10 protein-coding genes are annotated in these 12,835 nt (G+C 69.3%); 3 read left to right on the forward strand and 7 right to left on the reverse strand.

Annotation, left to right across the window (positions count from 1 at the left end):
- Positions 1-164 precede the first annotated feature (164 nt).
- Together AB0B97_RS16500 and AB0B97_RS16505 are read left to right on the forward strand one after the other, a co-directional pair.
- On the forward strand, positions 165-872 hold the full coding sequence (locus tag AB0B97_RS16500; RefSeq protein ID WP_234590189.1) for a M23 family metallopeptidase: 708 nt from the start codon (positions 165-167) through the stop codon (positions 870-872).
- Positions 873-1,145: 273 nt separating this feature from the next.
- The gene (locus AB0B97_RS16505) at positions 1,146-1,913 is read left to right on the forward strand and encodes a M23 family metallopeptidase (RefSeq protein ID WP_357494375.1); all 768 of its coding nucleotides are present in this window, start codon (positions 1,146-1,148) and stop codon (positions 1,911-1,913) included.
- A gap of 90 nt (positions 1,914-2,003) precedes the next feature.
- Here AB0B97_RS16505 and pcrA read toward each other — a convergent pair whose 3' ends face one another.
- Positions 2,004-4,409, reverse strand: a complete 2,406-nt coding sequence (pcrA, locus tag AB0B97_RS16510; RefSeq protein WP_357494377.1) for a DNA helicase PcrA — start codon at positions 4,407-4,409, stop codon at positions 2,004-2,006.
- A 315-nt stretch (positions 4,410-4,724) separates the two neighbouring features.
- Between pcrA and AB0B97_RS16515 the strand changes: the two genes are divergently transcribed.
- Positions 4,725-5,114, forward strand: coding sequence for a chorismate mutase (locus AB0B97_RS16515; protein WP_357494379.1), 390 nt, complete (start codon positions 4,725-4,727; stop codon positions 5,112-5,114).
- Positions 5,115-5,228: 114 nt separating this feature from the next.
- Here AB0B97_RS16515 and AB0B97_RS16520 read toward each other — a convergent pair whose 3' ends face one another.
- From AB0B97_RS16520 to AB0B97_RS16545, 6 genes are all read right to left on the reverse strand, one after another.
- Positions 5,229-6,242 carry a dipeptide ABC transporter ATP-binding protein gene (locus AB0B97_RS16520; protein ID WP_308195420.1) on the reverse strand — a complete coding sequence of 338 codons (1,014 nt, stop codon included), beginning with the start codon at positions 6,240-6,242 and terminating at the stop codon, positions 5,229-5,231.
- Positions 6,235-7,263, reverse strand: a complete 1,029-nt coding sequence (locus AB0B97_RS16525) for an ABC transporter ATP-binding protein (protein ID WP_234590213.1) — start codon at positions 7,261-7,263, stop codon at positions 6,235-6,237. Before AB0B97_RS16525 ends, AB0B97_RS16520 begins: the two co-directional genes overlap by 8 nt.
- 25 nt (positions 7,264-7,288) lie before the next feature.
- Complete coding sequence (locus AB0B97_RS16530) at positions 7,289-8,248, reverse strand: ABC transporter permease (protein ID WP_234590197.1); 960 nt, start codon at positions 8,246-8,248, stop codon at positions 7,289-7,291.
- Entirely contained in the window at positions 8,241-9,167 is a 927-nt protein-coding gene (locus AB0B97_RS16535) for an ABC transporter permease (RefSeq protein ID WP_007465043.1), read from the reverse strand. The genes AB0B97_RS16530 and AB0B97_RS16535 overlap by 8 nt, the downstream gene beginning before the upstream one ends.
- 149 nt (positions 9,168-9,316) lie before the next feature.
- A complete protein-coding gene (locus tag AB0B97_RS16540; RefSeq protein ID WP_357494382.1) occupies positions 9,317-10,957 on the reverse strand; it encodes an ABC transporter substrate-binding protein in 1,641 nt (546 codons plus the stop codon).
- Positions 10,958-11,623: 666 nt separating this feature from the next.
- Positions 11,624-12,787, reverse strand: a complete 1,164-nt coding sequence (locus tag AB0B97_RS16545) for a thioester domain-containing protein (protein ID WP_357494384.1) — start codon at positions 12,785-12,787, stop codon at positions 11,624-11,626.
- Positions 12,788-12,835 lie beyond the last annotated feature (48 nt).

Here is a 12,835-nt window from a genome sequence, read left to right on the forward strand (position 1 = left end):
ACGCCAATTCGGCGCTTCGGCTTGTGGGTCGCCTGGTGGTTGGCTAACGTGTCCACGGTTGTCATCAGGTCCATGGACGGGTGACGACGCGGTCGGCAGACGTTCATCTGAGCTTCACGGACGTCCCACCGGCCGCCTCGGAACCCCGACAACGGAGGGTGTGCGTGCGCCAGCGCCTGTCGTCTGAGCCCGATCGATATCGCGGTCGCCGCCGCGTACCCACCCCCCCGCGTAGCCGTTACGCGGCAGTCGTCACCACCGCCTTCGTCGGCGCGGGCATCGTCGCGCTGGGCGCGTCGGCGCTGCCCGACGCCAAGGACGTCAGCCCGACCGTGCTCGACGAGCTCAAGCAGGCGTCGATCACCAGTCAGGACGTCGCGGCCCGTGCGGACAACGCCGAGCGCGCCTCCCGGGACAGCCGCACGAAGGAAGCGGCCGAGCCCGAGGTCTGGATGCTGCCGCTGCAGGGCTACGACTTCAACTCCCCGTACGGCATGCGGTGGGGCAAGCTGCACACCGGCGTCGACCTGGTCGTCCCCGAGGGCACCCCGTACGTGGCGGTCCACGATGGCCTGGTCACCAAGGCCGGCTGGTTCGGCGGCTACGGCTACGCGGTGATCGTCCAGCACGCCGACGGCAGCGAGGCCATCTACGGTCACTCCTCCGCGCTCAGCGTCAAGGAGGGCCAGCAGGTCAAGGCCGGCGACCAGCTTGGCCTGGTGGGCCAGACCGGCCACGCCTACGGCACGCACCTGCACCTTGAGCTTCATGTCAAGGGCGCCCCGATCGACCCCGTTCCGTACCTGCAGGAGCGCGGAGTGGACATCAAGCTGCAAGTCGAGGCAATCTACAGCGAGGTAGCGGGTTCCTGACGCTGCGTACCGCCCGTTGACCGCCCGGATCTGCTGATCCGGGCGGTTTTTTCGGCTCGGTCCACGGCTGATGTCTGCTGGATCACAGGACGGACTGTGACCGACAGCACGGCACGGCATGATCACTTTTCCGGACGGACCGCGTCAGACCGGTGCATAGCAGGTCAGTCGGCCTGCCGCCCCCGGTTCGGACGCGCGGTCCCGGACGGTCGTCCAGCTCGGCCCGACACCAGTATTTCGAGGTCAAGTGCCCCTCGACTGTGAAGGTCCGCCGTGCAGGAAGACAGCCCCGTCCAGAACGAGAACACCCCCGACACCACCGTCGAGCAGCCGGGACGTGCCCGCCGGCGGAACCGCCTCATCGTGGTCGGCGCGGCCGCGCTGGTCGCCCTCGGCCTGGGCGGGGTCGCCGTAGCCACCTCCGGCCCCGACCGCCCGGCACCCACCGCCGTCTCGCTCGACGCCCAGTCCCGCGCCGAGGCCGCCAGCCGGGCCGACCGCTCGGCCCGTGAGTCGAGCGCGCCGGCGTCTCCGTCGGCCAGCCCGACCGTGAGCCCGTCGACGGCAAGCGCCAGCCCGACACCGACGAAGACGGCCACCGCCAAGCCGAAGCCGAAGCCGAAGAAGACCACCCGGCCGACGGCTGCCTGGGTCGACCCGATGCCGGGCGCCTCGGTCACCTCCTGCTACGGCCAGCGCTGGGGCACCCTGCACGCCGGGATCGACCTGGCGCTGCCCTCGGGGACCCCCATCCACGCCGCGGCCGCCGGCACGGTCACCCAGGCCGGCGACGCCGCGGACGGGTACGGTAACTCCGTCTTCATCGACCACGGCAACGGCTACCTGACCCACTACGCCCACCAGAGCCGCATCGCGGTCACCGTCGGGCAGGCGGTCAAAGCCGGCCAGGTGATCGGCTACGAGGGCGCCACGGGCGACGCCACCGGCCCACACCTGCACTTCGAGGTGCACCAGGGCATGTGGAACCAGATCGACCCCGCCCCGTTCATGCGGGCCCGAGGCGTAAACCTGGGCTGCTGACCCCTCCCGCGCCGATCTTGCGTTTCTGCGGCGACATGAAGGGCACAAGTACTCATATCGGCAACAGAAGTGCAGGATCGGCGCGCGAGGTCAGAGCTTGTCTACCGGGGCATGGCGGAGGACCAGCCACATGGTCTGGTCGCCGAAGTCGATCTGAGCGCGGGCGCCCGGGCCGTGCCCCTCCACGGCGAGCACGCGCCCCAGCCCGTAGCGCTGGTGGTTGACCCGGTCGCCGGCGGCCACCTTCGGCCCCTGCGGCAGCTCGCTGGCCGTGGTGAGGCGACTGGCGTCCACGCCGAGCCGCTGGGCCAGCTGCGCCGCCTTCGGCGTACCCCCGGTGAAGGTGCCGCGGCCGCCGGGCGCACGATCGGCACGACCGCCGACGCCGCCGCCCCCGCCGGCCCACGAGGTGTACGACCCCTCGGTGCGCTCCCAGCGCACCAGCTCCGGTGGCAGCTCCTCCAGGAACCGCGACGGCGGGTTGTAGGACGGCTGCCCCCAGGCCGAACGGGTCACCGCCCGGGAGAGGTAGAGCCGCTGCCGAGCGCGGGTGATGCCCACGTACGCCAGTCGGCGCTCCTCCTCCAGCTCGCGGGTGTCGCCCAGCGAGCGCAGGTGCGGGAACACGCCGTCCTCCAGCCCGGTCAGAAAGACCACCGGGAACTCCAGGCCCTTGGCGGTGTGCAGCGTCATGAGGGTGACGACGCCCTGGTGGTCGGGGTCGTCGGAGGGGATCTGGTCGGCGTCGGCCACCAGCGCGACCTGCTCCAGGAAGCCCGCCAGGGTGGCCCGGTCCCCGTCGGCGCCGGTCGCCTCGATCCGCTCGGTGTACTCCCGGGCGACGCTGACCAGTTCCTGGAGGTTGTCCACCCGGCCCGCGTCCTGCGGGTCCAGACTCTCCTCCAGCTCGGTGAGGTAGCCCGAGCGGGTCAGCAGGGCCTCCAGCACCTCCTCCGGGGTGCCGGTCTCGGCCAGCTCCCGCGCGCCGTCGAGCAGCGCCACGAAGTCGGCGATGCCGTTGGCCGCCCGGGTGGAGATGCCGGGCGCCTCCCGGGCCCGGCGCAGCGCCGCGCCGAAGGAGACCCGGTCGCGGCTGGACAGCGCCTCGACGCACGCCTCCGCGCGGTCGCCGATGCCCCGGCGGGGGGTGTTCAGCACTCGCCGGAGGCTCACCGTGTCGTCGTCGTTGACCACCGACCGCAGGTACGCGAGGGCGTCGCGGACCTCCTTGCGCTCGTAGAAGCGCACCCCGCCGACCACCTTGTAGGGCAGGCCGGCCCGGATGAACACCTCCTCGAAGACGCGGGACTGGGCGTTGGTGCGGTAGAAGACCGCGACGTCGCCGGGCCGGGTCTCGTCCGCGTCGACCAGTCGGTCGATCTCCCGACCGACCCAGTCCGCCTCGGCGTGCTCGGTGTCGGCCACGTAGCCGACGATCCGCTCGCCGTCACCGGCCTCGCTCCACAGCCGCTTCGGCTTGCGGGAGGTGTTGCGGTCGATCACCGCGTTGGCCGCGTTGAGGATGGTCTGGGTGGAGCGGTAGTTCTGCTCCAGCAGGATCGTCCGCGCGTCGGTGAAGTCCCGCTCGAACTCCAGAATGTTGCGGATCGTCGCGCCCCGGAACGCGTAGATCGACTGGTCGGCATCACCGACCACGCACAGCTCGGCCGGCTCCAGCCCGTCGGTGCCGGAGACCAACTCCTTGATCAGGATGTACTGGGCGTGGTTGGTGTCCTGGTATTCGTCCACCAGCACGTGCCGGAACCGTCGCCGGTAGCTCTCCGCGACGTGTGGATGGGACTGGAGCAGGTGCACGGTCGTCATGATCAGGTCGTCGAAGTCCAGCGCGTGCGCCTCGCGCAGCCGGCGCTGGTAGAGCGTGTACGCCTCGGCGAGCGCCCGCTCGTTGGGCCCGGTGGCCCGCGCCGCGAACTGCTCCGGGTCGACCAGCTCGTTCTTGAGGTTGGAGACCTGAGCGGCCAGCCCCCGCGCCGGGTAGCGCTTCGGGTCGAGATCCAGCTCGCGGGTGACCAGCTGCATCAGCCGGCGGGAGTCGTCCGCGTCGTAGATCGAGAACGTCGATTTGAGGCCTGCGTGCTCGTGTTCGGCGCGCAGGATGCGGACGCACGCCGAGTGGAACGTCGACACCCACATCAGTCGGGCCCGCGGGCCGACCAGCGCGGCGACCCGCTCCTTCATCTCGCCGGCCGCCTTGTTGGTGAAGGTGATGGCGATGATCTCACCGGGATGCACGTCCCGTGCGGCGAGCAGGTAGGCGATCCGGTGGGTGAGCACCCGCGTCTTGCCGGACCCGGCGCCGGCCACGATCAGCAACGGCGAACCGGCGTGGCTGACGGCGTCGCGCTGCGGCCCGTTCAGCCCGGCGAGGAGCTGCTGCGGATCGAGGCGGACGGGGGCCGACCCGGGCCGGTGCGGACGGGCCGGCGCGGACTCCGGCGCGGGCGGGGACGCGGGAATGTCGAAGAGAGGATGCATCGCGCGCCAAGTCTATGCCGCCAGCCGGACACTTCCCGACCGCGCCGTCCGTCGGGCCGGGCCGCCGTGCCGGCGCCGGAAGCACCCGAGCGGGGCCGCCCTTTTGCGCCGGAATCCTTGCGCGCCGGCCACCGGCGTGGGCATACTCGACGGCGTGATCGCTGCGCGCTACTACTTTTACTACGGCACCGGGAGTCCGGCTGCCGTAGGTCGCGCCTGATCGACAGACCTGCGAAAAGCCCCGGGCTCCTGGAGTCCGGGGCTTTTTCCGTCCCGGGTTCCGGGCACCGGGCACCACAGCACGAGAGGTACCCGATGATGACAGACGTGGTGGAGCAGAACGGTGGCCCGGCCGGGCCGGAGGCGGGACAGCCCCCGGCGAGCGGGAGCGTGCCGGAGGTGGTGCCTTCGGTGCGCGGCGGCGACCCGTCCGACGCACGGACCGGCACCGTGGAGCCGACCGCCGCTGCGCGGATCGTGCAGATCAGAGAACGGATCGACGAGATCGACCACGCGTTGATCGCGCTCTGGCAGGAGCGGGCCGCGCTGTCCCAGGAGGTCGGGGCGACCCGGATGGCCTCCGGAGGCACCCGCCTGGTGCTCTCGCGCGAACGGGACATCCTGGAGCGCTTCCGGCTCGCGCTCGGCGCCGACGGCACCCAACTGGCGCTGCTGCTGCTGCGCGCGGGCCGCGGGCCGCTCTGAGGCGCCTCGGCGAGCCGCCGGTCGGTGACCCCACCGGCGGCCCGCTCAGCGGACCCCGGACAGACGAAACCGCCTGCCGTCGTCGTGGTGACGTCGGCAGGCGGTTCCGGTGACTCACACCTCGTGGGTGGCGACGATCTCGCGACGCTCCGCGAAGTGGCAGGCGCTCGGGTGGTCCGAGTCGCGCCGGATCTCCAGCAGCGGGACCTGCTCGGCGCAGACCTCCTGCGCCTTCCAGCAGCGGGTCCGGAACCGGCAGCCCGAGGGCGGGCTGATCGGCGACGGCACGTCACCCGTGAGCCGGATGATCGTCTTGTTGTTCCGCTGGGTCGGGTCCGGCACCGGCACCGCCGAGAGCAGCGCCTGGGTGTAGGGGTGGGTCGGCCGCTCGTAGATCTCGTCCTCGGTGCCAATCTCAACGATCTTGCCGAGGTACATCACCGCCACCCGGTCCGACAGGTGGCGAACCACCGACAGGTCGTGGGCGATGAAGATGTACGACAGCCCCAGCTCGCTCTGCAGCTTCTCCAGCAGGTTCATGACCTGGGCCTGGATGGAGACGTCCAGCGCCGAGACCGGCTCGTCGCAGACGATCACCTCGGGCCGCAGCGCGAGCGCGCGGGCGATGCCGATGCGCTGACGCTGACCGCCGGAGAACTGGTGCGGGTACCGGTTGATGTGCTCCGGGTTGAGCCCGACCAGGTCGAGCAGCTCGCGGACCTTGGCCCGACGGCTACCCCGGGGCGCCACCTCCGGGTGGATCTCGAACGGCTCCCCGATCAGGTCACCGACCGTCATCCGCGGGTTCAGCGAGGTGTACGGGTCCTGCATGACCAGCTGGATCTGCCGACGCAGCCGACGCAGCGCCCCACCGGAGAGCTTGGAGATGTCCTGGCCCTTGTAGACCACGCTGCCGGCGGTCGGCTTCTCCAGGTTCATCAGAACCCGGGCGAGGGTCGACTTGCCGCAGCCGGACTCGCCGACGACACCGAGCGTCTCGCCGGCCCGCAGACCGAACGAGACCCCGTCGACGGCCTTGACCTGGCCGACGGTCTTCTTGAACACCACACCCTGGGTGACGGGGTAGTGCTTGACCAGGTCACGGACCTCGAGGATGTTCTCAGACACGGTTCACCAGCTCCTCGGCGAAGTGGCAGGCGCTGGCCCGGGCGGGGCCCACCTGGAGCAGCGGGGGGACCTTCTCCCGGCACACCGGCTGCGCCATCGGGCAGCGCGGGTTGAACGGGCAGCCCGGCGGGATGTTCATCAGGTTCGGCGGGAGGCCCTTGATCGTCCGGAGCTGCTGCCCCTTCTCGTCCAGACGCGGGATCGAGTCGATCAGACCCATCGTGTACGGGTGCGCCGGCTTGGCGTACAGGTCGTACACGTCGGCTTCCTCGACGATCCGGCCCGCGTACATGACGGCGATCCGATCGGCGACGTCGGCGACCACACCGAGGTCGTGGGTGATCAGGATCATGCCCATCTGCCGCTCACGCTGGAGCTCCGCGAGCAGGTCCATGATCTGGGCCTGCACCGTCACGTCGAGCGCGGTGGTCGGCTCGTCCGCGATCAGCACCTCGGGGTCGAGCGCCAGCGACATCGCGATCATCGCGCGCTGCCGCATACCGCCGGAGAACTGGTGCGGATAGTTGTTGAACCGGCCCTTGGCGTTCGGGATCTTGACCTGGTCGAGCATCTCGATCGCGCGCTTCTTGGCCTCCGCGCGACCCAGACCCCGCCGAACCCGGAACTGCTCGGCGATCTGGAACCCGACGGTGAAGACCGGGTTCAGGGCGGAGAGCGCGTCCTGGAAGATCATCGCGATGCCCTCACCGCGGATGCGGCGGCGCTCCTCGGCGGACATGCGGAGCATGTCCTTGCCGTGGAAGCGGACGTGCCCACCGGTGACGAAGCCGGGGGGCGTGTCGAGGATGCCCATGATCGTCTGCGCCGTGACGCTCTTACCGGAGCCGGACTCGCCGAGCACGGCGAGGGTCTCCCCCGCGTCGACGTGGTACGTGACCCCGTTGATGACCTTTGCGACGCCGTCCCGGGTACGGAACTCCACCCGCAGGTCGTCGACCTCGAGCAGCCGGCCGGAGGGGCGCCCGGACCCGCCGGATCCCGGCGCGGACTGCTCAGACACGAGAATGTCGGACACTGGATCTCCCCTAGCGGAGTTTCGGATCGAGGGCCTCGCGGACCGCTTCACCGAGCATCACGAAGCTCAGCACCGCGGCGACGAGGAATGCGGCAGGGAAGAACACCAGCCCCGGCGCGACCCGGATGAAATCCTTACCCTCGCTGATCATGATGCCCCAGGACACCACCGGCGACTTCAGGCCGACACCCAGGAAGGACAGGGTGGCCTCGGCGCCGATGAACGAGCCGACCATGATCGTGCCGTAGACCAGCAGCGGGGCCAGGCAGTTCGGCAGCAGGTGCTTGAGGATGATCCGGCCACTGCCGGCACCCAGCGCGCGCGCCGCCACGATGTAGTCGGCCTCCTTGGTGGCGAGCACCGAGGAGCGCATCAACCGCATGACGACCGGCCAGCTCAGCACGATCAGCGAGATGATCACCAGGCCCATGATCTCGGCCTTGCTGTTGCTGCTGCCCGAACCGTTGAACGTGGTCAGGATGACGATCGCGCCGAGCACGAACGGCACTCCGAAGAACACGTCCGCGACCCGGCTGAGAATCGTGTCGACCCAGCCACCGAGGTATCCGGAGATGATGCCCATGGCGCCGCCGACCAGCAGGGTGCCGACCACGGAGAGCACGGCGACCACGATGGAGGCACGCGCGCCGTAGATGACCCGGGCGTAGACGTCCCGGCCCTGCAGGTCGTACCCGAACCACGCGTCGCCGGACGCCTTGTTGAGGCTGCGCGAGAGCGCTCCGTTGACCGGGTCGCCCGGGGCGAACAGCGACGGGAAGGCCGCCATCAACAGGAAGATGACGATGATCGTCGCCGAGATCCAGAACAGCGGCTTACGGCGCAGGTCCCGCCAGGCGTCACCGAGCAGACCACGGGGCTTCTCGTTGCTCTGCGGCCCGGGGGCGGCGGGGGTGTCGGTCGGCTGCGCAGCAGGGGTGCTGACAATCGAAGCGGTACTCGGGTCACTCATAACGGATCCTCGGGTCCAGGGCGGCGTAGAGCAGGTCGACCAACAGGTTCATCAACAGATAGACGACCACCAGTACGACCACGATGCCAACCACGGTAGCGCTTTCCTTGGTGACGATCGCGCGGTAGACCTCGCGCCCGATTCCGTTGATGCCGAAGATGCCCTCGGTGACGATCGCGCCGCCCATCAGGGCGCCGAGGTCGGTGCCGAGCAGGGTGACGACCGGAATGAGCGAGTTGCGCAGCAGGTGCACACCCACGACCCGGCGCATCGGCAGGCCCTTGGCGATGGCGGTGCGCACGTAGTCGGCACGGCGGTTCTCCGCGATGCTCGTTCGGGCCACCCGGGCGATGTACGCCACCGATGCGCTACCGAGCACGAAGCCCGGCACGATCAGCTCGGAGAACCGCATCTCGGACGAGACGGTCGGCTTGACGATGCCCCACTGCACACCCAGCAGCCACTGCAGCACGAAGCCGACGACGAACACCGGCAGCGCGAGCAGGAAGAGGGTCGAAACGAGGACCAGGTTGTCCAGGAAGCCGTTGCGGCGCAGACCGGTCAGGATGCCGGCGCCGAGGCCGATGACAGCCTCGATGGCGAGCGCGACCAGGGCCAGCTTCAGGGTGTTCGGGTACGCCGTGGCGATGATGTCGCCGATGTCGCGCTGGGAGAACGTCTGGCCGAAGTCGCCCTGGAGCAGGTTCTTCATGTAGTTGCCGTACTGCACGAAGACGTTCTGGTCCAGGTGGTACTTCTCGGTCATGTACGCGACGTACTGGTCCGGGCAGCGGCGCTCGCCGCACTTGCCGGCGAACGGGTCGCCCGGGACGGACCAGACGAGCCAGTAGATCAGGAAGGTCGAGCCGATGAAGACGGGCACGAGTTGGAGCAGCCGTCTCAACAGATAACGGCCCATGGGGTGGTCCTCCAGACAGGGGGCGCGTCGGACGGCCGACACGGTGGTGACAACGTGGCGAGTGGAGTGCTGTGGCATCCACTCGCGGAACGGCCCCGGGTCGGGCTCACCGGATGTGGCGAGCCCGACCCGGGGTCAGACCGTTCGGATCAGAGCTCGACCGAGGTGATGTCGAGTTCGCCGACGTTGTTCAGCTCGAGCTTCTTGATCTTCTCCGAGTGGCCGGACTGCTGACCGTAGAAGTAGATCGGGATGCTCGGGACGTCCTGGTCGACCTTCTCGAGAACCTTGGCGAAGGCCTCGTGCGAAGCCTCCAGGCTCGGAGCAGCGCTGGCCTGCTTGGCCAGGGTGTCGACCTCCGGGTTGCTGTACAGGCCGTCGTTGGACGAGCCACCCTTGACGTAGAGCGGGTTGACCCAGTTCTCCACGTCCGGGTAGTCCTGCTGCCAGGCGGCACGGTACGGGCCGGTCATCTTGTGGGCGTTGATGTTCTGACGGAACACCGCGAAGGTCGGGATGCCCTCGGCGCGAGCCTCGATGCCGAGGTTGGTCTTGACCTGCTGCGCAACCGCGTCCATCCAGTCCTTGTGGCTGGAGTCCGAGTTGTAGTAGAAGACCATCTCGCCCGTGAAGCCACCGGCCTCGGTCAGCAGCTGCTTGGCCGTGGTCGGGTCGAACTTGCAGGCGGTGCAGTTACCCGGCTTGGCGCCCGGGGTCAGCGGGTTCGCCCAGCTGTCGGCCGGCTTGCGGGTGCCGAAGAAGATCTTGTCAGAGATCTCCTGCCGGTTGATCGACAGCGAGACCGCACGACGCAGCTTCGGGTTCTGGAAGCGCTTGTCGTAGATCGGGAACGCGATCAGCGCGGTCGACGGCGTGACGGTGTTCAGGCCACGGTCGCCGAGGTCGGTCTTCCACTTGTCGCCGGCGAGCGCCGAGGTGGGGACGACCTCCATGAAGTCAAGGTTGTTGGCGAGCAGGTCGGCGTAGGCCGCCGTCTCGTCCTGGTACAGCTTGACGTCGACGTCCTTGATCTTCATCTTGTCGCGCAGGCTGTAGTCGTCGAAACGAGTCAGCTTGATGAGGACGTTGTCCTGCCACGACACGAACTTGACCGGGCCGTTGCCGATCGGCTTCTTGCCGAACTCCTCGGGCTTCATGGTGAAGAACGCGTCCGGCAGCGGCATGAAGGCGCTGTAGCCGAGCTTGGTCGGGAAGACCGCGGTCGGCGCGGCGAGGGTGACCTCGAAGGTCTGCTCGTCGATGACCTTCAGGCCGGAGAGCTCCTTGGCCGACGGGGCCGGGGCCTTCTGCGGGCCGTCCGGGCCGTCCGGGTCCTCGGTGTAGGTCTTGTCGAAGCCCGCGATGTCCGAGAAGAAGGAGCCGTTCTGCGCGCCGTTCGGCGAGTACGCGGCCCAGTTCCAGGCGTCGACGAAGTTCTTCGCCTTCACCTCGGTACCGTCGTGGAACTTGGTACCCTTCTTGATCTTGATCGTGAAGACCTTGGAGTCCTTGGTGTCGATGGACTCGGCCAGCGCGTTGCGCGGGGCCCCACCGTCGTTGGGGTACTCGACCAGGCCGGTGAACAGCCAGTCGATGACCTTGCCACCGCCGGTCTCCGTGGTGTTCGACGGAACCAGCGGGTTCTCCGGCTGGACGCCGTGGATGACGATCGCGCCATCCTTGCTGGCGGCGGCGTCGCCGTCGCCGTCACCGCTCGAGCAACCGCTCGCGACAAGCGCGGCAGCCGCGCTGAGCGCGATCGCGCTCGTCGCCCGCTTCGAGACTCTCATTCCGAGGGGCCTCCTCTTTCTAACCTGGTTCCGTCGTGGGTTTCACGCACGTTTTGGGGGTGACACCGCCCGACCACCCCGGGGCGGGGGTCGCCGGGACCACAGGGAAGTTTGGGGACACCCCTGATGTTCCGATCCGCCGGGCTCCCTCACCCGACGAGGCACGACCCTACGCAGGCGACACAGCCACGAACCCGCCGGGAACAGCGGAGGTCGTGGTCGTGGGCCGTACGGAGTGCCACACACCGAGGGTGAGGTGCTGCCACTGTGACACCCACTGGCCTCTTCCGTGAAGGTGCCGTTATCAAGCCGTTAGTTGCCCGCCACGTTGCCGATACTTGAAAAATGATCATAAAACGGTCGGGGTGGGTGTCTCCGACCTGGAAGTACATGACCTGCTCGGACGCTCGCGCCCCGCTCAGGCTCGGCTTCTGTGAGGTTTTTCGCTTGACGACCACGCGTTCCGGCGTCTGTCGCGGGCTCGACTTTCTTTGCCCGTCCGGACGAGGTCGACGTCGGCTGCACGGGCACCATGGTCGGCTGGGTGGCCGAGGGTGCCGCGGGCGTTTTTCTGATCATCAAAGTGGCGACCACGGCGGCTACGACGACACCGGCCCCGGCGCCGCCTGGAGGCGGGGCCGGGGCCGGTGGTGTGGCGGGGATGGATCAGGCGGTGAAGCGGACCTTGCGACGACGCACCACAAGGACGGCGACCGCACCCGCGGCGAGCAGCAGCAGACCGGCGGTCGCCGCCGCCGCGATCGGCGAACCGGTCAGCGGCAGGCCGCCACCGTTGCTCGCCGGCGAGGTGGACGGGGCCGGGCTGGCCGGCGGCGCCGAGTCCGACGGCGTGGCCGACGGGGTGGTCGGCGAGGCCGACGCGCTCGGGGTCGCCGACGGGGTGGCCGGCGGCGTCGTGGGAACGGCGGTGAAGGTGGCCGAGACCCGGGTGGTGACGGTGGCGCCGGTGCTGCCGCCGAGGATCAGCTTCTGCGCCTTCTTCGGGCCGGTGAACAGGAACACCCGGCCGAAGGAGACGGCGTCCTGCGCGGTCAGCGTCACGTCGACCGTGCCGGCGGCCTCGGCGGCCAGCCAGAACTGCCCGCCGTTGGTGGTCGTGGTGACCGGCTTGCCCTCGGCGTCGACGGCGGTGCCGCCGGTGGCCGCGACGGTGATGGCACCCGCCGGACCACTGACCGTGAACGGACCGGCCTTGCCGCCGACCGTCGCGGTGGCGCTGGCCGGGCTGACCGACAGCTCGGCACGCGGCTCCGGCTGGTCGGTGGCGTTCTTGATGAGGTAGTCACGGACCTTCGTGATCACCTCGTACTGGTTGGGGGCCTGCAGGCCCTTCTCCCAGGCGCCCAGCTCGATGCCGTCACTGAAGTGCCAGACGGCGGTCTGGGTGCCGAAGTAGAGCAGGTTGTCGAGCTGCTTCTTGCCGATCTTGGTGTCCACGCCGGCGGCGGCGAGGAGCTTGGTGGAATCGGCGTTCGGGTAACCGTGGGTCAGCACCCACTGCACCTTGGCGAGGTTCTTCACCTGGGACTCGTCCCAGGTGCCCTCCTCGTACTTGCCGTCGAGCTTCACGCTGGTGTGGTAGTCGATGCAGAACGCCGGCACCAGCTTGCCGTCGATCTTCAGAGCGAGCGCAGACGTGGTGCGCGTCTTGCCGTCGAGCTTCAGGGTGACCTGGCTGCCCTCGACCGCCTTGGCCACACCGGTGGCCGGGGCCGCGGCGGCGGCGCCCGCCACGCCGAGCGCCAGGGCGCCGCCGGCGACAGCCGCCAGGGCGACCCGCGCCCAGTGTCGTCCTCGTTGTCCCAACATCGAAGTGGTACCTCTTCCCCAGGGGTGACCCGCCATCGCGGGCACGCG

It is taken from the genome of Micromonospora sp. NPDC049004 (assembly GCF_040649315.1).
Lineage (GTDB): Bacteria > Actinomycetota > Actinomycetes > Mycobacteriales > Micromonosporaceae > Micromonospora.

What these genes read in the sequence shown, in the direction of transcription:
- AB0B97_RS16515 (WP_357494379.1), top strand. Translation starts at nt 4,725, where the DNA reads ATGATGACAGACGTGGTGGAGCAGAACGGTGGCCCGGCCGGGCCGGAG.
- AB0B97_RS16535 (WP_007465043.1), bottom strand. Translation starts at nt 9,167, where the DNA reads ATGGGCCGTTATCTGTTGAGACGGCTGCTCCAACTCGTGCCCGTCTTC.
- AB0B97_RS16545 (WP_357494384.1), bottom strand. Translation starts at nt 12,787, where the DNA reads ATGTTGGGACAACGAGGACGACACTGGGCGCGGGTCGCCCTGGCGGCT.
- AB0B97_RS16530 (WP_234590197.1), bottom strand. Translation starts at nt 8,248, where the DNA reads ATGAGTGACCCGAGTACCGCTTCGATTGTCAGCACCCCTGCTGCGCAG.
- AB0B97_RS16540 (WP_357494382.1), bottom strand. Translation starts at nt 10,957, where the DNA reads ATGAGAGTCTCGAAGCGGGCGACGAGCGCGATCGCGCTCAGCGCGGCT.
- pcrA (WP_357494377.1), bottom strand. Translation starts at nt 4,409, where the DNA reads ATGCATCCTCTCTTCGACATTCCCGCGTCCCCGCCCGCGCCGGAGTCC.